Genomic DNA, 18,212 nt, shown 5'->3' with positions numbered 1-18,212 from the left:
GTTATGAGGGTAATGCCATTTTTCCCATGACGACTTGTTTAGAAGCTCCTGTTGCCGTAGGAAGGTTGTTCGTTTCGCCGTGCAGGAATTGGTTTCCTAGAATCGTGAATGCAATCGCCTCTTTCGCATCCCCATCGAACGCAATGTCATCCATCTTAGATACCTTATATGAAAGAGCATCCTTCAATCCATCCATAATCGTCTCGTTGTAGGCACCACCACCGGAAACAATCAATTGATTGATGGCATGATCCTTATGTATGAACTTGTCGAGGCTTTCTGCAATCATCTGCACGGTATAGGCAGTGATCGTCGCGATCGTATCATTCGGATTCAGATTCAACTTTTCTGCTCTAACAAGGATTTTGTCCAGACGATCTTCTGTATAAAGCTCTCTCCCTGTACTTTTCGGTGGTTGAATCGTTAAAAATCCATCCTCCTGTATTAGGGTTTCTAGCAACTCCAAATGCACTTTACCTTGTTTCGCCATTTCGCCGTTCTTGTCATAAGATTGCTTGTTATTCGTCAATCTCCGGACAGCCCCATCAATCAAGACATTGCCCGGACCGACGTCAAAAGCACTGAACGCTCTGTTCCGGTTGGATAGTGCAGGGACAACCGTCAAGTTGCTGATTCCACCAATATTTAGTAACACTCGAGTCTCGGTCTCATGCGAGAAGAGCAGTGCGTCTACGAAAGGAACAAGCGGAGCACCCTGCCCATCATACGCCATGTCGCTCGGTCTGAAATCTCCAACGGTTAAAATACCTGTCTTTGCTGCGATGTTAGCAAGTTCCCCGATCTGTAACGTAGATCGTTCCTCAGGCCAATGATAAATCGTCTGACCGTGAGAACTGATGAATTGGATGTCTCCAGGTTGATAACCAGCCTTCTGGATGACGTTTAAAGCCGCTTCACCAAATCGTTCACCAAGCACGACATTCATCCGGCAGATTTTTTCAACCGTTGAAGAAGATGGACTGCAGAGCTCGATCAACTGTTCACGATCTTCACTCGAATAAGGCGTCGTATCGAATTCAATCAACTTCACTTCAGTGTTTTCTCCTGCCCCGCTGATTTCAACTAAAGCGGCATCAATTCCATCCAGCGACGTCCCGGACATCAAACCGACAGCCAATTTCCTCTCACTTTTCAAAATAGAAGTCAGTTTCTGAAGCATTCCATCCCTCCTACTTCCGACGTTTCTGTTGGATATATTCAATGGCACTTCGGCTCTCATCCAGGTACTGAATGGATGCATCGTATTGACTGGAAGCAACACACATGAACAGAATGTCCAACACGTGTAGCTGAGCGAGGCGTGAAGAGGTCGCGCCACTTCGGAATGTCGCTTCTTTCGATGCGGAAGTGAACAATTTGATATCCGCCTGATCAGCAACCTTCGATGAACCGTATTTCGTCAGACTGATCGTGGTTGCTCCCTTTTGGTTCGCCAATTCAAGGATATGGGCAACCTCCGCCGTTTCACCGGAAAACGATATGCCGACCACCACATCTTCAGGCTGCACATTACCTACGAGCATCGCCACCATATGAAGATCGGAGAATGCGTTGGCGTTCTTGTTGATTCGTAAAAATTTCTGCTGAGCGTCTTGTGCAATGATTGCCGAAGCGCCGACGCCGAAGAAATGGATGTTTTTCGCATCTTTCAACGCTTCGACTGACTTTGAAAGCTCACTAAGGTGCAGCATTTCCGCGGTCTCTTTCAGAGATTGGATGCTGTTGTTCGTCATTTTTTCCAACACTGAGTCGTAAGCTTCATTCGGTTGAATGTCCCGATAGCCTTCTTGAACGTCTTTCTGCAGATCCCCGACGACTTTCAGCTTCAGTTCTTGGAAGCCTTTCAGTCCTAAGGACTTGCATAGCCTGATAACGGCTGCACTACTTGTTTCACTATGCTTCGCAAGCTCACTCGTTGTGCAAGAAACGGCTGCTTTCGGGTTCGTTAGAATATAGCTTGCAATCTTTTTCTCTGATGGGGGTAACTTGTCACGCATTTCTTTCAACATCACAAGTCCACCGGTCGTATTCGTCATCTGTATTCACCTGCTTCTCTCTTTGCATCAATTCTTATTCTGAATGGTGACGGGTAACTTCCCTTTAACGTCTTCTAATCCGAATAAAGCACGGACGGCAATACGCAATGCAGGGGTCGTGAATTCATAAGTGGCTACTGACACATCGACTTCCGGAAACAATCCGAGGTCATATGGGCTTCTCATCGCAAAATGGATGATCGGCTTGTTCATCTTCAACATATCCTGCATCAACCTTTGTTGACCTTCCGATCGCGTAGCTGACAATGTCCCTACAATAATCACATCAGCACCACTCGCCAAAACGTTCATAAAATCAATCTCGCTTTGTTCTGGCTGTGGTGAAACAGAAGCCACCTTTGCTCCCAGGTTCAATTCTTTCACCAATTCTCCGAGCGCATTTTGTGAAAACCGTTCATCCTCAACTTGGGTCAAGTAACTGTTTTCCGGATAAATGACAAGGATTCGTTCATGATGATCCCGTTTTAGCGGGAGCAATCCTTTTCTATGCTCAAGGAGTGTAACACCGCTGCGCATCACGTCCTCAGCTAGTTTCTGATGAGCTTCTGGCTTCAAGAATCCTTTCAGGTCATCGTGCCAATCCAACGTGCTTTCTTTCAGCTTCATCACACGATCGACCGCTTCATCAATCAGCTTCTCGTCGATCTCTCCGCTCTGAACGGCTTGATAGATCGCTTCAATCGCTTCATGCTGCAATTGAGGTAAGTGGGAAATCATGATCAGATCGACGCCCGCCTTGATCGCCTCGACCGCCCCTCTTGCCGTACCGATTCCGTCTGCGATGGCTTTCATCTCCATACAGTCGGTCGTAATGACACCTTCAAACCCGAGCTCTTCACGCAATAGACCAGTCATGACAGCTCTGGACATTGTCGCCGGTCGGTTTTCTTCCGGCTCGATGGATGGAAAATAGACATGCGAAGACATGACCGTTTCCGCTCCGTTTTCAATCGCTTCTTTAAAAGGGACCAATTCTACCTCATGCAATCTCTGAAGCTCGTGCGGGATCACTGGCAATGCCAGATGCGAATCGACAGTCGTATCACCGTGCCCCGGGAAATGCTTCAGTGTCGTAATCACTCCGGAAGCTTGCATTCCCTTCATCAACTGCTTTCCGAATTGGGCAACGACCTCCGCCTTCTCCCCAAAAGAACGTACATCTATGACAGGATTGTTCGGGTTGTTGTTCACATCCACAACAGGCGAAAGGTTCCAGTTGATGCCCAAATCCATCAGCTCTCGACCGGAAGCTTTTCCAATCTCAAATGCGCGTTCTGGATTACCCGTTGCTCCTAGCAACATGGCTCCAGGAAACACGGTCGTTCCTTCTCCTAACCTACGAACGACACCATTTTCCTGATCGATGCAAATGAACAGAGGATGCGTATGACCTGCATTTTTCGCAGTGGATTGAAGCGTTGTTGTCAGTTGTTGAATCTCTTCAGGAGTACCAATATTCCTACCGAATAAAATGATGCCGCCTACATGATGATTCTCGATCAGATCTTTGATCTCGTCAGACAGCTCCGAAGGATGATCGGCTTTAAATCCGAACACCATCAATTGGCCAATCTTTTTCCGTAGATCCATTATTGTTTCACACCACCCATTGAGAGTCCTTTGACAAAGTAACGCTGGAACAACAAGAAGAATACGATCATTGGGATCGCTGCGACCGTAGCACCTGTCATAAGCAGCTTGAAGCTTGCAAGGTTCGCGTCCTGTAACGTTTTCAGTCCTGCCGGAAGCGTTAACAGGTTCTCATCGTTCAATACGATGATAGGCCACAAGAAGGAGTTCCACATCAACACGAACGTAAAGATGCTCAACACTGCCATTGCAGGTTTTGCGAGCGGTACGATCACCGTCCAGAAGATTTTCCATTCCGACGCACCGTCAATTTTCGCCGCTTCAATTAACTCATCCGGTATTGCCAGTAAGAATTGACGCATCAAAAAGACACCGAAAGCTAATGCGAGACTCGGGAAAATCAATGCCCAGTGCGTGTCAAAAAGCTGCAATTTCTGAACCATCATGAACGTCGGCACAAGCGTGACCTGCTCTGGAATCATCATTGTAGAGATGATTGCCCAGAAGATAATCATCTTCCCTGGGAATTTCTTCTTTGCGAGCACATATCCGGACATCGTATCGATCAAGACAATGGCGACCGTCGTGACAATGGATATGTATAAACTGTTGAGCAGCCATTTCATGATTTTCGTCCGCTCAAAGAGTATGACGAATCCTTCAAACGTTTTCGTAACTACTTCATCCATCTTCTCGTCGTGATAAGCAGCTTGCGCATCATTGCCTGCATCCTCTGCCGCTTCACGCTTTTGCCACTGATGGAAGTACTCTTTCACCCCGACCGGATACAACTTCGGTGGAGTCGATTCCACGTAATTGACTGGTTCCTCCATCGTTTCATTTTGATAACTCGGTAATTGTAATGAGGTCGCGAACACCCAGTACAGCGGGAGTAGGGAAACGATTGCCATGAATATAAGCGTGACATAGATGAGCATTTTTCCGACTTTTTGGTTCACTTGTTTTGGATTCATCTTCCCACCTCCTTAATGATGATCCCGTAGTGTTCGATATTGGAAAATAGCAAATATCATAATGATGAAGAACAGGATAACGGACTGTGCCGAGGCTAATCCGAATTTGAAATCGCGGAATGCGGTCTTATAAATGACATGGACGATCGTTTCTGTAGCATTCCCTGGTCCGCCGCCCGTCATCATGATGATTTGGGTAAACACCTGGAACGAGCCGATCGTACTTAAAATGACCAGATACAAGGTCGTTGGCTTCAGCATCGGTATTGTGATGCGCAACCACCGTTGGAACGCATTCGCCCCGTCAATCCTTGCCGCTTCGTATAACGATTGGTCGATGTCATTCATCGCTGCAAGGTAGATGATGATCCCGGCACCTGGAGGAATCAAAATCGACATGATCATGAGTGCAGGTAACGCAGAATCACTCTTACCGAGCCAGTTGACAGGTTCAAATCCGAACCATCCGATGATGTAGTTGAAGATTCCGAACCGATAGTTGTACATCCAGCGCCACACCATTGCGATGATGACCATAGACGTTACCGTCGGTAGGTAGAACGCAGCTCTGAAGAAAGATTGCGAGAGCTTACCGAGCGGCTGCACGAGTGATGCAATAATGAGTGCGGTGATGACAAATGCCGGTACGGTCACAATCGTATAGAGGAATGTGTTCCATAGCGACACTTTGAAGACCTTACTTTGGAAAGCTGTTATATAGTTGTCGAACCCGATCCATGTCGAGCCCATGATATTGAATTCCTGAAACGATAATATGAATGCCCAAACAATCGGAACGAGCATGAACAAGAAAAAGAACAAAAGCTTCGGCATGAGAAAAAGGTAAGCCACTTTGTTCTTGTACATCTCTTTCAGGACCTTTTTGGTCTTCGATTTCGTTGTCGTCCGTTGTTGGACTTTACGTTCGGTTACCGTATTCGTTTCCAAGGTTGTCCACTTCCCTTCTGAACCGACAATGACTAAAATTGTAGGGATTGACTCGATCGTTCATCGAGCCAACCCCATGGGTTTAAACTATTCGCTTAGAATGGCGTTTACAGCTTCTCCAGCGTCTTTCAATGCGTCTGCCGGTTCTTTCTCACCGTTCAGAGCAAGCTGAAGTTCCTTCTGGATCGCTTCATCAATTCGTGCCCAGTTTTCGTGACGAGGAACAGGTACTGCATGCTTTGCAAGTTCTTGCGCTCTCGCCATTTGAGGGTTATCCGCAAACGGTTCTTGGTCCGCAGCAGATTTTCTTGCTGGGAACGTTCCGTAGTTCTTTGCGGTTACCACTTGCTCATCCGTGCTCGTGATGTACTTCATGAACTCAGCTGTCATGCGCTTTTTCGCTTCGTCTTTCGCGTTGAACATCACGTAACCACCGACACCGCCAATTGTAACGGGTTCGCCAGTTTCACCGATCGGATACTCTGCAACCATGAAGTTCGTCTTGAACTTATCTCCTTGTGCAGCAGCAATTGCCCATGTCGCCCAAGGTTGAACCGCTACTGTTCGTTGATCGGCTGCAGCCCAAGCCTTCCAAGTACCACCGACATCTTGACCACCCATGCTTTCAGGTGCAACTTCGTGTTTGTATTTAAGATCGACAAGCTTTTGTAAGCCGCTGATCGCTTCTTCGGAGTCAAACGTATACTCCGTCATGTCCTCATTCAATGGATACCCGCCATCCATCAATAGGAACGGCCAAGCTTCATAGTATCCTGGAAGGATGTACGTTGAGAATCCATCCACTTTATCACCAGTGAGTGCTTTCATCTTTTCGACGAATTCATCATATGTCCATTTTCCATTTTCAGGAGGTTCTACGCCTTTTTCTTCAAAGATATCAAGGTTCAGAAGCATCGCATGAACACTGATCGACGTCGGAATACCATACAATTTGCCGTCAGTCGTGTACGCTTCTAGTGCATTGTCATAGAAATCACTTTTGTCTTCATCTGAAAAATAAGGATCCAATTCAGCGATGACACCTTGTTTGATGTGGTTTTGGTTGACTGATCCACCACTGATGTCCACTGGTGCGATATCCGGCCATGCACGTCCAGCAATCGCTACACTGAGCTTGTCATTCATTTCAGCCCAAGGTGTTTTGACGAGTTTGATTTTTACATTCGGATACTCTTTTTGGAACTCAGAAATCTTCGCTTCAATCCAGTGGTACTTGTTTTCATCCTTATCAGCCCAACGTGGACCATCCCACATCGTGATGGTGCCTTCCCAATCCTTCCACTCATCCGAACTCATGTCCTTTGATGCATCATCATTCGAACATCCAGCAAAAATACCAACAACGAGCATCATTGAAACGAATCCCATTAACCATTTCTTCATTTTCAATGTGAATCCCCCTCACAAATTTGTAATTCGCTAACTCTACTTGAAACGTTTTGCCAATTCAATCGCCTTTTTGACAAATCCATCTGCTTTCTGAATGCTTTCTTTCGCTACAACTAGTGGTACGTCCGCCTTCTGCATGACAATTGCAGTCTTCACTTCATAACCTGTCTGCTCTAACAGTTTTTCGGCTTCCTCATACGGAATTCCTGTAATCGTCATGACGATTCCTTTCGCTCTTTCCACCAATTTCTTATTGGTGGCGTTCACATCGACCATCAAATTTTCATACACTTTACCCATTTTGATCATCGAAGCAGTCGTCAGCATGTTCAGGACCATCTTTTGTGCAGTTGCCGCTTTCATCCGGGTCGAACCCGTCAGAATTTCAGGACCGACCACAACTTCAATCGCTTGGTCCACAAGATCCGATACAACCGAATTCGGATTACAGCTTAAACTGACCGTTTTCAGTCCCATTTCCTTTGCGGCTTCTATAGCACCAATGACATAAGGCGTTCGACCACTCGCCGTTATCCCAACGATCACATCGTTTTCAGCCAAACCCCGAGCGAGGAGATCTTTTCTTCCCTGTTGCTCATTATCTTCCGCACCTTCGATCGCCTCGAACATCGCCTCCGCTCCTCCTGCTATAATCGCTTGCACGAGCTCTGGAGGTGTGCTGAACGTCGGTGGGCATTCGGCCGCATCAATGACACCTAATCTGCCACTTGTGCCAGCACCGATGTACAATAATCTGCCGTTGTTTTTAAAACCCTCATAAATCAAATCAACTGCAGCAGAAATGTCTGGCAAGACCTTTTTTACCGCAAGAGAAACGCTCTCATCTTCCTTGTTAATCGTTTGCAGAATCTCTTGAGTCCCGAGTGTGTCGATGCTATTCGTATGCATGTTGCGCTGTTCCGTCGTCAACGACGTCAAATCTAACTCCATAAGACACCTCTATTGTTTGAAAATTTTAAATGAAGACCCGTTCCATCCCCCTTTAAATGTTTGTTGAATGTTGATTTCACAATTACGGATACACTCTTAAAATATTATTTCGGCCTGAAATGAAAAATCCCTTCCAAAATAAAATATTTTTTTAGTTTTTTATTTTAAATTATAAAATTTGATTTCAGATAGGCAAAAATAAAAAAGCTTGGATAACCAAGCTTATCAACTGAAAAAGGGTGCCATGATGAACATCATTAAGGACACGAAAAGGAGCGTCTTCCTGATTGTTGGTGAAAAAGGGTGCCCCTTATAAAAGACTGTTTTTTGAAATCTATTTTTATAAAACACTGTAATAGAAATGAGGATTGCGCACCCCACCATCCAACCACCAACAGTATGATCAAGATTAATCCCAAACATGTTGTATATGAGCTTACTCACACCACCTAACAAACTACCAAGAAGAATAAGTATGACTATGAATCGCAAAAACTCTAAAGAAATCCGTATACCGCTCCATAATAATCTCATTATTCATTCTCCTTAATACAGCCGGTTTTGATAACCTTCTTTCAGGTCAGCCGCTATTCTCTTTTCGTCCATTTCAGGTATATTGACGTGATCTGCTAGTATCTTCGCAGGTTTTGGAAGAGAACAGTCTTCATACCATGTATCGTTATGCCAGAGTTGTGACCTCTTGAGGGCTTTGGCGCAATGGATGAAACATTCTTCCACTATTACGGCAATTGCTAGTAATGGAGTCTTCCCATTCACGTTCATCTTTTCTAGAATCTCTTCATCTCGTATAGCCTTAGCTTTTCCGTTGATTCGGAGGGTTTCCTCCAATCCTGGTATGAAAAACAGTAAGCCCACATTCGGGTTCGTCATGATGTTCAATATGGAGTCCATCCTCTTGTTGCCGGGACGTTCTGGAATAACCAATATGTTTTCATTTAAGATATGTACGAAGCCTAGCGCATCCCCTCGAGGAGAACTATCACAAGAGCCTGCTAGATTGGAAGTTGCTAATACTAGAAAAGGTGACTTGGAGATGAACGTTTTGACATGCTCGTCGATATGAGAAATGACTTTTTTCCTTGCTCTCTCACTCGGGGTACCAATGATTTCTCGCAGCTCTTCTTCGCTCGTAATTTCATGTTTAAATTGCATTCTTTTTCTCCTCTATAAAATAAAGTTCTCTCATTAAAGATGGTAATTGGAACGAATGATTTGCTGAAATAATTTTGGCCTTTGGTTCTCCAGACTACTGATTAATGCGTCACCAAAGACAATGACGGATTTCTCCCATGGATGTCCGATATATCCCCAACTGAAATTCTGTTCCAAGTAGAAAGGATAATCTCCATTAGGAAAAGGCGGAACCACCCATTCACCGAATTCATCACTCGGTATTTCATCGCGTGGGTTGAACCAATACCCTTCATGTTGCCACTCCAATGCATAGATCAACTCATCTTGACTCGTTAGATTTCGGAAAGCATGTATGACCTTATTCTCCAGATCTTCGTAAAGGGCTTCGTGATTTTTCGCTTTATAGTATGAAGATACATCATACGTGATAAAAGGCGCAGGAACTGATAAGGAAGGAAAGATTGTCGTACTTGGTCGAAACTCAAATTCTTCGTAAATCGTGGTCCAAACCTGCTCCGATTCTTGATCGTTCATTGGCACCCAACTTTTCATATACATACACCCTCCCTTTTTTACATAGCTCATTCCACATCTTTCCATTCGTTCCTTTTATTTTATCTAATTAGAAAAGACGCGTCCACTGGACGCGTCTCCTTCATTAATTTTCCCTTATATTATTTTTAAATGCTTGATCGACATCAAACATTCGCTTCGCTGCATAGATGAGAATGAACTGAATCACGATGATTGGTAATCCCATCAATCCTGACACAACCGATAACGGTGGTAACCCTCCGATTCGCATCAAGACAAGGGCAACTGCCGTAATGATTCCAGCGATGACAATCCGCAACGTTTTAGGCGGTTCATGTTTACTCATATCCCGCTTACTCGTATATGCTGCTACGGTGTAAGTGGTCGAATCCAGTGTCGTCGTCAGGAAAATAAGTGCGACGACCATAAAGATGATGATGGACAGTTCACCGAGTGGCAGTGTGGATAGAATCTCTGGAATGACAGCCATTCTTTCCTTCTCCTTCACGAGCTCTAATACCGGAAGTTGATCTGTGAGGTAACGGTGCACTCCAAGCCCACCGAGTATGCCAGTTGCTACCCAGGAAATGAGAGTCGGTGCCAACAGATAGGTAAGAATCATTTCTTTGACTGTCCGGCCTTTTGAAATTTTCGCCGCAAATACACTGTGCAGCATCGCCCAGGTCGCACTATAGGCAAACCAGAACACCGTATTACTTTGGATATGCGATGCTGCCCCTTGATGGACAGACTCCGTGTTCATTGAAATTGGAATGTAGTGTGTCAACAGAAAGGAAACACTATCCGAGAAATAATTCAAAATGAACACACCGGGTCCTGCTATGATGATGAAAAGCCCAAATAGTGCAGCTAAATACATGTTCAACGTACTTAACCGTTTGATTCCTTTATCAATCCCTAAGTATGCACTGATCGAGAACAACATCACCCAGATGATGGTGACGATGATTGTCATCGTGAAAGTCACTTCCATCCCCAACAAAGAGGACAGATTATGTGTAACAATCGGAGCTCCAAGCCCCAAAGTCACGGCTGCTCCCGCTAGAATGCTGATCAGGAAAAGCATGTCCAGGACTCTGCCGCCCCAGCCATCTGTAAATCGATCACCAAACAACACCCGACAGGCTTCTGAGATCCGCATCAATGGTCGTTTTTTTACATGGAGGATGTATCCCATCGCAGGCGCAATCATGACAAAGATCGCAAATACCTGGAAACTCCATAAGAACATGCTGTAGGAATTCCCCCATAATAGGGCTTCAGCTGAGCCCGGTTCCACACCTGCCGGAGGATCGTTTGCAACCGACGTCCACTGCAACATCCCTGTCCGCATGATTGTTGAACCAATCCCCATCGCAATCAATATGGAAGCATATTCGAATAAGGTGAACCTCGGCTTTTCCTTCGGATCACCGAGTACGACTTGACCATATTTGGAAAATGAAAAATATAACGCCGCAGCCACCAATAGAATCCCATACCATAAGTAACCCCAGCTGAATACCTTCACGATATAGTCAAAAATGGAGTTCAGTAATTGGAGCGATTCCGCTTCGTACAATGCAAACGGAACACTTATGGCAATGATGACGAGTAAAGATGGTAAGAAGATCTTATACTCGATCAAGTTTTTGCTATTCATGTTCTCCCCCTCTTTCTATATAATAAAAAGCCCCACAGTTATTCAATGAATAACCATGAGACCCATATCTATAGTCGTCATACCCGGATTCCATTCCTCTAAAACGAAATTTTCTCCGGGCTTTTTTGTCAATTCCAGAACCCCTTCATATGATAAAAAGAGTCATTTAGGCGGAAGGGGGAGGTGAAGGTATGAAAGACTATATTTATCAACAATGTGTTCACCATATTGAACAGCCTGTGATGATTACCACGTACAAAAAGGAAGTCTTTGTCGGTGTCATTGTAGATGTGGATTCGGAGAAAGTATACCTGCAACCATTTGAAGAAAGAGAAGGAAGGTTCTTTCCTTTATTAGGTGCGGGGCTAATTGGTTTGGGGCTGGGTGCGATTGCTGGTGTCACCTTGTTCCGACCATACCCGTATTATCCACCATATGGTTATGGAATCTGGTAAGCAAAACGCAAAAATGTCTCATGGCTGTTTCAGCATGAGACATTTTTTATTTTATTCCGAACTTGAATGAAATGATGAAGTTGATCAGGAAGCTAATCATCAGGATGACAAGTAAAGTAGGATTGGGCAGTTCATACCAGATGGCTTTCAAAATCAGAAAAGCCAGTAACGATCCAAATACGCTCCCGATCCATAACCTTTTTTGCAGCTGAAAATTACTCATTCAATACCTCGCAACAATTTTAGTCCAATTTCTTGAACTTATATACTTCTCTCGATTCGATAAGATCCGCTGTCTGATCGCGATAGTGATTATAGTGATCTGTCGTTATATGCTCCTCAAATGCGGTTTCATTCTCCCAGATTTCATAAAGCATGAACGTATCGTCTTCTAGACCTTGATGCAATTCATACTGTACACAACCTTCTTCTTCTCTTGAAGCACGTTGAACTTCCTTCAGCTCTTTAAAAAATTCCTCAACTTTATCACTTTTCGGTTTGAAAATCGCATTAATTACAATAGCGTCCATTTCGATACATCCTTTCAATCTTAGGGCTTTGCAAAAACTGTACCACAAATCAATTGCATTCACCTTACATATGCTCGTCGATCACTACATAAATCCATGTTTAATTCAAAAGCGTTTGAGCAAACTATTTTTGTCATAAAGAAGGTTCGTGTTATAACTGACTACGTAATCCTTAGTTTCTATAAAAAAATTAGGAGGTAGAGAAAATGAGCAAGCGAGTACTTATGGTTGTAACCAATCACACTAAAATTACAGACGATTATAAAACCGGCCTTTGGCTGGAGGAATATGCTGTCCCTTACAACGCGTTCAAGGCAGCTGGTTATGACGTAAAAGTAACAAGCATCCAGGGAGGCGAAGTCCCACTTGACCCGAACAGCATTCCTGAAGAAGAAGTCAAGGAATGGGCTGAAGCTCAAGATAAATTAAAGGACACAGCTCAACTGTCAAAAGATGATGCAGAAGGCTTTGACGGCATTTTCCTACCAGGCGGACACGGTACAATGTTCGACTTCCCAGAGAATGAAACCCTTCAGTATGTCCTTCAACAACATGCTGAGCAAGGAAATGTCATCGGATCCGTCTGCCACGGTCCATCTGGTCTTGTAAACGCAACATATGAAGACGGAACTCCACTTGTAAAAGGTAAAACCGTAACAGGCTTCACAGATTCAGAAGAAATCAGCATGAAATTGGATGTTCATATGCCATTCATGTTGGAAACGGAGCTTCGTAATAAAGGAGCAAACTTTTCAAAAGGTGAAGACTGGACTTCTCATGCTGTGCGTGACGGAAACTTGATTACCGGTCAAAATCCGATGTCCAGTGAAAGTGCAGCCGAGAAAATGGTAGAAGCACTGAAGGAAAAAGAGTAATTTGAGTTGAAATGTTGTAAAACAGAGCCGGACAGTGATTATGTCGGCTCTGTTTTTTTGTTTTAGAGTGGGTTTTGATTATTTCCCATAAAAAACGGGTTATTTCCAATAAAAATGAGAAAATATAGATCAGATTTTCGATTTTCCCATAAAAATAAAAAATTATAGACCAGATTCAGAAATTATAGACCAAAACGCCATTATTTTTCTCTAATCCACTACTTCAACAATTGAATAAATGACCTGCTCTGCATCCTCTGGTCTATTAATAACGAATAAGTGGTCCGCTTCACCAGTTTTTGGCTGCTTTACATTTCTTTCAACCTCTTGACGATCGAGCACTTCTTGAAAGGTTGATGCACTGCGAAAGATCTTTGTGCTCCGCGTACTATCGGCAATACGTGCCCGCAGTACATCATCCGGTAAGTCAAAATCAACAAGGATACTCTTAAAGCCTAAATCATGAAAACGGGACAGCAATTTCAAGCGGATCTTCTCATTGCGATTGGAGTTGCACAATATAAGGTGAGCATTCGTCTCTTCCACCGCATAATCTACAATGGTTTTCGTGATTGCATATTTAAAAGTATTGGGACCACTGGCAGGCAATAGTTTATCATAATATGTATTGATAAACTCTGCATGTACGTCCTGGTCAATGACCACCGTATTCTTCAATTGTCTTTCTAAATCTCTTGCAAACGTCGACTTTCCACTATGTGTTTTTCCAACAGTAATGATTACATATCTCTCCATTAAAAATCTCCAATCTGACTAAAAGTAGTGTAGATATTGATTCCATACTCCTCGGTCATTTCCTATGTAAAACGTAAAAAAGCAGCCGCTGATGGGCTGCTTTCATTCCGATTAAGAGCGTAATTTAGGATTTTCCCTCTTCGCTTCTTTCACTCTCGGTTTGCGATATCCACCTGCCATATCGGCATGTTTGAATTCTTTCGCGTAAGACACCTCTTGAGCGTCTGATAATTCCATCCCATTTCCTCTTACAGGTTGATATTGAATATTTCTAGCCAATGTACTCATCCTTTCTGTGGAATTGGGTTATGTCCATGCTGTACCCGGCACAGAAATACGATAAACATTAGTCACTAATCTTAAAAACGATAAGGCCGGAATTCGTCCTTTAGAACACCCATCAAGACGGAATCATGATATTCACCATTGTAAAAGAGGTCCTGTCGGATGCGGCCTTCTTCTTTAAACCCTAACTTTTTATAAGACTTGATCCCTCTTTCGTTATAGTCGAAAACATCAAGACCGATCCTGTTTAAATTGAAGATGTTAAAACCATAATCCAACAGAAGCGACATTGCTTCTGTTCCGTATCCGCTTCCCCAACAACCTTTCTCGAAAATCGAGATACGAACGACAGACTTACGGTTTTGATGGTCGATTTCGAGCATCGACAGATCTCCTATCAGTTGATCGTTTTCCTGTAAACAAATAATTAGATCCACTCTAGTCGTATCGGTGGAAATACTCTCAAACCAATTTTGAACACCAGCTCGACTGAATACCGCTTGGGTTCCCGTTAGCCTTCTGCCTTCTTTATCCCACAAGGCTTGAGTATAGAAAAGATCTAAATCATGTTCTTCAACAGGTCTCAAATACACTCTTTTGCTTTCTAAAAACTTGATTGGTTTATGTACATTTTGTTCCATGATCATCCCCCAAATGCTTTCTGATTAGTTGTCACTTTAGATAGTTGTAAACGCCTCAAGCTCTCTCAAATAAATCTGGAGACGTTTCTCAATTTGTTCTTTTGTCCCGAATCGGATGATTTGTTCATGGCTCAATTCATCTTTTTGCAATAGCTCATGATGTGTAAACGCCATCGATAAAAGCTTTATGAACACTTCAACATTCAAGTCTTGCAGTTTTTGCGGTGAGCCGTTTGTATATCCTGCTATGAATCCTTCAGCATTGGCCTTTAATCTCGGTATATGAAGGTGATACTGACATTTCCCATATCTTTCAGTGTCATGAACCGTATGGAAAAACCCCTGATAATTGTAAACATAATTGGCAGCTAGTGAAGTTCCTGTGTAAAGGATCGGTACCGGATCGATCATTCGAGCACCACTACTGGTAAAAAGAATGTTTTCAGGAGAGGTGTCTTGATTGGTAAGCACCTTTTTTTCACGTTCTACTGACCGTTTAGAGAGCAATTCCTTACCTATGTTTAAAACTTTTTCCTTATCAAAGCGGTAATTATTGGACGCCAACGTATTCAAATCATCCAGGTACTCTTGCGTTTCTTCAATAATGCACGCTTTCAAGTCCATATCTAATGAGCCTTTCACATTACCGCTGTCTCCGACTTTCAAGTATCCAATTCCGTCATAGGGATGTTCTAAACCTTCAAGTGCCAGGAAAAACTCTCCCAGTTCTGCACCATACCGTTTTGCTTGTTCCTCGGTTTGATCGCCAAGCCCTGCTGATGTTCCCAAATAGGATTCAATGGTATAAGTCAATTCGTCATGGACGAAGTACTCGAAATGCTCAGGACAGATACCTTTTTTAGCTTTATTAGCCATTTCGTAAAATGCTTTCGTGCCAGCAAACTCGGTCGTCAATTCATCTCGATTAAAAACGACCTCTTGATCGTAGGCTGTTTTTTTCGGAATACGAAGAACGAGGGAATCTTTTTCAACCAAATAAGCAAAGTGCCAGGCACCTTCACCTAAACGATGGATCTGAGATTTATCCGATAGTCCATTTAATCCTTCATTGTTTAACGCTCTATTGATGAGTTCAAGTTCTGTAGAAGCGTTTTTTGTAAGCAAGTTCATGTTATGTAAGCTCCTCTTTTTCACTATGTAGATGAAAGAAATTCAGCATCCCCAACAGTACTTATTATAGAGAGAAGGGCTGAATCCTTCTTTTCTAAGGTTTCTAATCTTTTTTCTGGAGGATAATCTTCATGTACATACCATTGAACATGAGCGGCTCCTCTTCTCTAATCAATAATCCATCTTTATGTACCGCATACAATTTTTCAAAATTGATCCCGATATCCGTCCCCAATAACTTAATAAACGGTCTTAATGCTTTTTTCAAAAAGGAAAGACCTTTATGTTTAGGCGCAAATTTATCAAATACAATGATAGTCCCTTGAGGCTTTAATACTCTCACCATTTCTTCCAAGCACCTTTTCGTATCAGGTACGACCGATAAAACAAGACTTGCCACAACAACGTCAAATTGATGATCCGGAAAACTCATATCTTGAGCATCCATTTTCAAGAATTCTATAGATGTACCTTTGAATTTGGTTTTCGCTTTGTTGAGCATATCGTTTGAATAGTCGATCGCTGTTATGTTCATTACTTCGTAGTTGATAAGCTCTAAATCTGCACCTGTTCCTACTCCTACAAATAAGATCTCCTGACCCTCGTGAAAACGTTGGTCTTGAAAAACCTCTTTTCGTGCTTTGAGGAATTGCCCAGTGTTGAAAAACTTATCATAAACAGGAGACCAAAGTTTATAAACGAATCTATTCCACTTGTCCAATACATCACCCTCTTCTAGAAAACAAAAGAACCCTTATAGTAGGGTTCTTCGACTTGTACTACTTTTTTAAAACTCCTATTTCGCGTTTTCATCCGGTTGATGGATACCGAAAATATTTCCTTCCGTATCTATGTAGTACCCTTGCCAAGCCATTCCTGGAAGTGCATATTTCGGCAATGCGACCTCTCCACCGAGCTCCTTGATTTTAGTGTCGATGGAATCGTAATCTTCTACACCCATCGTACAAGTAAAGGAATTCACTGCCTGGTTTTTTTCTGGTGGTGGACCTTGACGTTGCATTAATGCGCCGTTGATTCCAGGCTCATTTGCATCTCCTGTTACAGCCCCGAAATATGGCATGCCAGCAAATTCGCTCCAATCTTCAAACGTCCATCCGAATACTTCTCCATAAAACTTCTTAGCACGTTCCATGTCATCTACATGAATCTCGAAATGAATCAATCTTCCCATCATTACCTCCAGATTTGACAGATTTTTGACTACTGAACCTTCACGTATGTATATTCTTATCGGAACGCCATAATCCTGCTTCAAAAGGTCAGATTACAGAATTAGATCTTGTAAAAGAGGGAAGATAACTCATATGCGAAAAAGTTTTATCTTTCGTGGACTATGGTATATTTATAATTGTTAAACCGTATAAAGGCTCAGATGATTTGGATTTGTTTGTGAAAGGGGTACTTTTTTGTGGAGTCAATTTGGTTAGAATATGGATGGACATTACTGATACTTATTGGTCTGGAAGGCTTGCTATCAGCGGATAACGCACTTGTTCTTGCGGTGATCGCCAAGCACTTACCAGACGATGAAAAAGAGAAAGCGATCAAATATGGAATTATCATGGCGTTCGCCTTCCGCTTCCTTGCTCTTTTTGCCATTTCCTTTATCGCGAATGTATGGCAGATTCAAGCAGTCGGAGCGGCTTATCTTCTATACTTAGGTCTAAAGCATGTCATTAAGGCTCGCTTTGGAAAAGAAAACGAAAACGTCCATAAGGATGAAGAAGAAGAGGCTGCAGGAAAAGGATTTTGGCCAACAGTCGGAAAAATTGCAGTGGCAGACCTTGCGTTTGCGATTGATTCGATCTTAGCTGCAGTTGCTCTAGCACTTGGCCTACCAGACTCCCCGCTCGGTGACTTCGGCGGTATGGATGGCGGAAAATTTCTAGTCGTCGTGCTCGGTGGGATTGCAGGACTTGTCCTCATCAAGTATGCTGCAACCTGGTTTGTAAAACTTCTTGAACAACGCCCTGCTTTAGAAACGACTGCTTATGCGATTGTGGCATGGGTCGGAGTCAAGCTTGCAGTAATCACTCTTGCGCACAAGGATATCGGCGTACTGGACCACCATTTCCCACATAGTACGGTCTGGACGCTCATCTTCTACGGCGTGCTGATTGCAATCGCATTATTAGGCTGGTTCGCACCAACTAAAAACAAAGAATCTCAAGAAAACTATAGTGAATGACGTTAAAAAAATGGCGTACCCGAGTTA

Annotated in this window: 21 protein-coding genes; 3 read left to right on the top strand and 18 right to left on the bottom strand. The window is 43.3% G+C overall.

Annotated elements, in window-relative coordinates:
* Position 1: 1 nt before the first annotated feature.
* The 10 genes from ACXQIQ_RS01295 to ACXQIQ_RS01250 form a co-directional block, all read right to left on the bottom strand.
* Positions 2 to 1,180, bottom strand: a complete 1,179-nt coding sequence (locus tag ACXQIQ_RS01295; protein WP_439300526.1) for an anhydro-N-acetylmuramic acid kinase — start codon at positions 1,178 to 1,180, stop codon at positions 2 to 4.
* Between the two features lie 10 nt (positions 1,181 to 1,190).
* Positions 1,191 to 2,057 (bottom strand): MurR/RpiR family transcriptional regulator, encoded by an 867-nt coding sequence (locus tag ACXQIQ_RS01290; protein WP_439300527.1) that lies wholly within the window; start codon positions 2,055 to 2,057, stop codon positions 1,191 to 1,193.
* A 27-nt stretch (positions 2,058 to 2,084) separates the two neighbouring features.
* Positions 2,085 to 3,668, bottom strand: a complete 1,584-nt coding sequence (locus ACXQIQ_RS01285; protein ID WP_439300528.1) for a glycoside hydrolase family 3 protein — start codon at positions 3,666 to 3,668, stop codon at positions 2,085 to 2,087.
* Positions 3,668 to 4,642 carry a carbohydrate ABC transporter permease gene (locus ACXQIQ_RS01280; protein WP_439300529.1) on the bottom strand — a complete coding sequence of 325 codons (975 nt, stop codon included), beginning with the start codon at positions 4,640 to 4,642 and terminating at the stop codon, positions 3,668 to 3,670. Before ACXQIQ_RS01280 ends, ACXQIQ_RS01285 begins: the two co-directional genes overlap by 1 nt.
* Before the next feature lie 12 nt (positions 4,643 to 4,654).
* Positions 4,655 to 5,590 carry a carbohydrate ABC transporter permease gene (locus ACXQIQ_RS01275; RefSeq protein ID WP_439300530.1) on the bottom strand — a complete coding sequence of 312 codons (936 nt, stop codon included), beginning with the start codon at positions 5,588 to 5,590 and terminating at the stop codon, positions 4,655 to 4,657.
* Between the two features lie 87 nt (positions 5,591 to 5,677).
* The gene (locus ACXQIQ_RS01270) at positions 5,678 to 6,994 is read right to left on the bottom strand and encodes a sugar ABC transporter substrate-binding protein (RefSeq protein ID WP_439301962.1); all 1,317 of its coding nucleotides are present in this window, start codon (positions 6,992 to 6,994) and stop codon (positions 5,678 to 5,680) included.
* A gap of 42 nt (positions 6,995 to 7,036) precedes the next feature.
* Positions 7,037 to 7,951 carry an N-acetylmuramic acid 6-phosphate etherase gene (gene murQ / locus ACXQIQ_RS01265; RefSeq protein ID WP_439300531.1) on the bottom strand — a complete coding sequence of 305 codons (915 nt, stop codon included), beginning with the start codon at positions 7,949 to 7,951 and terminating at the stop codon, positions 7,037 to 7,039.
* Between the two features lie 546 nt (positions 7,952 to 8,497).
* Positions 8,498 to 9,124, bottom strand: a complete 627-nt coding sequence (locus ACXQIQ_RS01260) for a pyridoxamine 5'-phosphate oxidase family protein (protein WP_439300532.1) — start codon at positions 9,122 to 9,124, stop codon at positions 8,498 to 8,500.
* Positions 9,125 to 9,157: 33 nt separating this feature from the next.
* Positions 9,158 to 9,658, bottom strand: coding sequence for a DUF2716 domain-containing protein (locus ACXQIQ_RS01255; protein ID WP_439300533.1), 501 nt, complete (start codon positions 9,656 to 9,658; stop codon positions 9,158 to 9,160).
* Positions 9,659 to 9,764: 106 nt separating this feature from the next.
* Complete coding sequence (locus ACXQIQ_RS01250) at positions 9,765 to 11,303, bottom strand: BCCT family transporter (RefSeq protein ID WP_439300534.1); 1,539 nt, start codon at positions 11,301 to 11,303, stop codon at positions 9,765 to 9,767.
* A gap of 191 nt (positions 11,304 to 11,494) precedes the next feature.
* On the opposite strand from ACXQIQ_RS01250, the gene ACXQIQ_RS01245 reads away from it, so the two are divergent.
* Positions 11,495 to 11,758 (top strand): hypothetical protein, encoded by a 264-nt coding sequence (locus ACXQIQ_RS01245; protein ID WP_439300535.1) that lies wholly within the window; start codon positions 11,495 to 11,497, stop codon positions 11,756 to 11,758.
* Between the two features lie 46 nt (positions 11,759 to 11,804).
* Here the strand turns inward: ACXQIQ_RS01245 and ACXQIQ_RS01240 are convergent, their stop codons facing one another.
* Both ACXQIQ_RS01240 and ACXQIQ_RS01235 read right to left on the bottom strand, forming a co-directional pair.
* Positions 11,805 to 11,981 carry a hypothetical protein gene (locus tag ACXQIQ_RS01240; RefSeq protein ID WP_439300536.1) on the bottom strand — a complete coding sequence of 59 codons (177 nt, stop codon included), beginning with the start codon at positions 11,979 to 11,981 and terminating at the stop codon, positions 11,805 to 11,807.
* A gap of 19 nt (positions 11,982 to 12,000) precedes the next feature.
* Positions 12,001 to 12,288 (bottom strand): putative quinol monooxygenase, encoded by a 288-nt coding sequence (locus tag ACXQIQ_RS01235; RefSeq protein WP_439300537.1) that lies wholly within the window; start codon positions 12,286 to 12,288, stop codon positions 12,001 to 12,003.
* 206 nt (positions 12,289 to 12,494) lie between these two features.
* Between ACXQIQ_RS01235 and ACXQIQ_RS01230 the strand changes: the two genes are divergently transcribed.
* On the top strand, positions 12,495 to 13,163 hold the full coding sequence (locus ACXQIQ_RS01230; protein ID WP_439300538.1) for a type 1 glutamine amidotransferase domain-containing protein: 669 nt from the start codon (positions 12,495 to 12,497) through the stop codon (positions 13,161 to 13,163).
* A gap of 210 nt (positions 13,164 to 13,373) precedes the next feature.
* Here ACXQIQ_RS01230 and ACXQIQ_RS01225 read toward each other — a convergent pair whose 3' ends face one another.
* The 6 genes from ACXQIQ_RS01225 to ACXQIQ_RS01200 all read right to left on the bottom strand — a co-directional run bounded on the left by ACXQIQ_RS01225 (position 13,374) and on the right by ACXQIQ_RS01200 (position 17,168).
* On the bottom strand, positions 13,374 to 13,919 hold the full coding sequence (locus tag ACXQIQ_RS01225) for an ATP-binding protein (protein ID WP_439300539.1): 546 nt from the start codon (positions 13,917 to 13,919) through the stop codon (positions 13,374 to 13,376).
* A 111-nt stretch (positions 13,920 to 14,030) separates the two neighbouring features.
* Positions 14,031 to 14,198, bottom strand: a complete 168-nt coding sequence (locus ACXQIQ_RS01220; protein WP_439300540.1) for a YfhE family protein — start codon at positions 14,196 to 14,198, stop codon at positions 14,031 to 14,033.
* Positions 14,199 to 14,278: 80 nt separating this feature from the next.
* The gene (locus ACXQIQ_RS01215) at positions 14,279 to 14,845 is read right to left on the bottom strand and encodes a GNAT family N-acetyltransferase (RefSeq protein ID WP_439300541.1); all 567 of its coding nucleotides are present in this window, start codon (positions 14,843 to 14,845) and stop codon (positions 14,279 to 14,281) included.
* A 36-nt stretch (positions 14,846 to 14,881) separates the two neighbouring features.
* Complete coding sequence (locus ACXQIQ_RS01210) at positions 14,882 to 15,976, bottom strand: hypothetical protein (protein ID WP_439300542.1); 1,095 nt, start codon at positions 15,974 to 15,976, stop codon at positions 14,882 to 14,884.
* A 103-nt stretch (positions 15,977 to 16,079) separates the two neighbouring features.
* Positions 16,080 to 16,697: a class I SAM-dependent methyltransferase gene (locus tag ACXQIQ_RS01205; protein WP_439300543.1), complete on the bottom strand. Its 618-nt coding sequence runs from the start codon at positions 16,695 to 16,697 to the stop codon at positions 16,080 to 16,082.
* Between the two features lie 75 nt (positions 16,698 to 16,772).
* On the bottom strand, positions 16,773 to 17,168 hold the full coding sequence (locus ACXQIQ_RS01200; RefSeq protein ID WP_439300544.1) for a VOC family protein: 396 nt from the start codon (positions 17,166 to 17,168) through the stop codon (positions 16,773 to 16,775).
* A gap of 237 nt (positions 17,169 to 17,405) precedes the next feature.
* On the opposite strand from ACXQIQ_RS01200, the gene ACXQIQ_RS01195 reads away from it, so the two are divergent.
* The gene (locus ACXQIQ_RS01195) at positions 17,406 to 18,185 is read left to right on the top strand and encodes a TerC family protein (protein WP_439300545.1); all 780 of its coding nucleotides are present in this window, start codon (positions 17,406 to 17,408) and stop codon (positions 18,183 to 18,185) included.
* Positions 18,186 to 18,212: the final 27 nt, after the last annotated feature.

It is taken from the genome of Pseudalkalibacillus sp. Hm43, from assembly GCF_054170705.1.
This window is presented reverse-complemented; position numbering and strand designations above follow the sequence as displayed.

Coding starts and splice junctions, on each gene's coding strand:
- ACXQIQ_RS01235 (WP_439300537.1), bottom strand. CDS start 12,288: ATGGACGCTATTGTAATTAATGCGATTTTCAAACCGAAAAGTGATAAA.
- ACXQIQ_RS01270 (WP_439301962.1), bottom strand. CDS start 6,994: ATGAAGAAATGGTTAATGGGATTCGTTTCAATGATGCTCGTTGTTGGT.
- ACXQIQ_RS01225 (WP_439300539.1), bottom strand. CDS start 13,919: ATGGAGAGATATGTAATCATTACTGTTGGAAAAACACATAGTGGAAAG.
- ACXQIQ_RS01290 (WP_439300527.1), bottom strand. CDS start 2,057: ATGACGAATACGACCGGTGGACTTGTGATGTTGAAAGAAATGCGTGAC.
- ACXQIQ_RS01280 (WP_439300529.1), bottom strand. CDS start 4,642: ATGAATCCAAAACAAGTGAACCAAAAAGTCGGAAAAATGCTCATCTAT.
- ACXQIQ_RS01215 (WP_439300541.1), bottom strand. CDS start 14,845: ATGGAACAAAATGTACATAAACCAATCAAGTTTTTAGAAAGCAAAAGA.
- ACXQIQ_RS01240 (WP_439300536.1), bottom strand. CDS start 11,981: ATGAGTAATTTTCAGCTGCAAAAAAGGTTATGGATCGGGAGCGTATTT.
- ACXQIQ_RS01245 (WP_439300535.1), top strand. CDS start 11,495: ATGAAAGACTATATTTATCAACAATGTGTTCACCATATTGAACAGCCT.
- ACXQIQ_RS01210 (WP_439300542.1), bottom strand. CDS start 15,976: ATGAACTTGCTTACAAAAAACGCTTCTACAGAACTTGAACTCATCAAT.
- murQ (WP_439300531.1), bottom strand. CDS start 7,951: ATGGAGTTAGATTTGACGTCGTTGACGACGGAACAGCGCAACATGCAT.
- ACXQIQ_RS01260 (WP_439300532.1), bottom strand. CDS start 9,124: ATGCAATTTAAACATGAAATTACGAGCGAAGAAGAGCTGCGAGAAATC.
- ACXQIQ_RS01255 (WP_439300533.1), bottom strand. CDS start 9,658: ATGAAAAGTTGGGTGCCAATGAACGATCAAGAATCGGAGCAGGTTTGG.
- ACXQIQ_RS01230 (WP_439300538.1), top strand. CDS start 12,495: ATGAGCAAGCGAGTACTTATGGTTGTAACCAATCACACTAAAATTACA.
- ACXQIQ_RS01285 (WP_439300528.1), bottom strand. CDS start 3,668: ATGGATCTACGGAAAAAGATTGGCCAATTGATGGTGTTCGGATTTAAA.
- ACXQIQ_RS01250 (WP_439300534.1), bottom strand. CDS start 11,303: ATGAATAGCAAAAACTTGATCGAGTATAAGATCTTCTTACCATCTTTA.
- ACXQIQ_RS01295 (WP_439300526.1), bottom strand. CDS start 1,180: ATGCTTCAGAAACTGACTTCTATTTTGAAAAGTGAGAGGAAATTGGCT.
- ACXQIQ_RS01200 (WP_439300544.1), bottom strand. CDS start 17,168: ATGGGAAGATTGATTCATTTCGAGATTCATGTAGATGACATGGAACGT.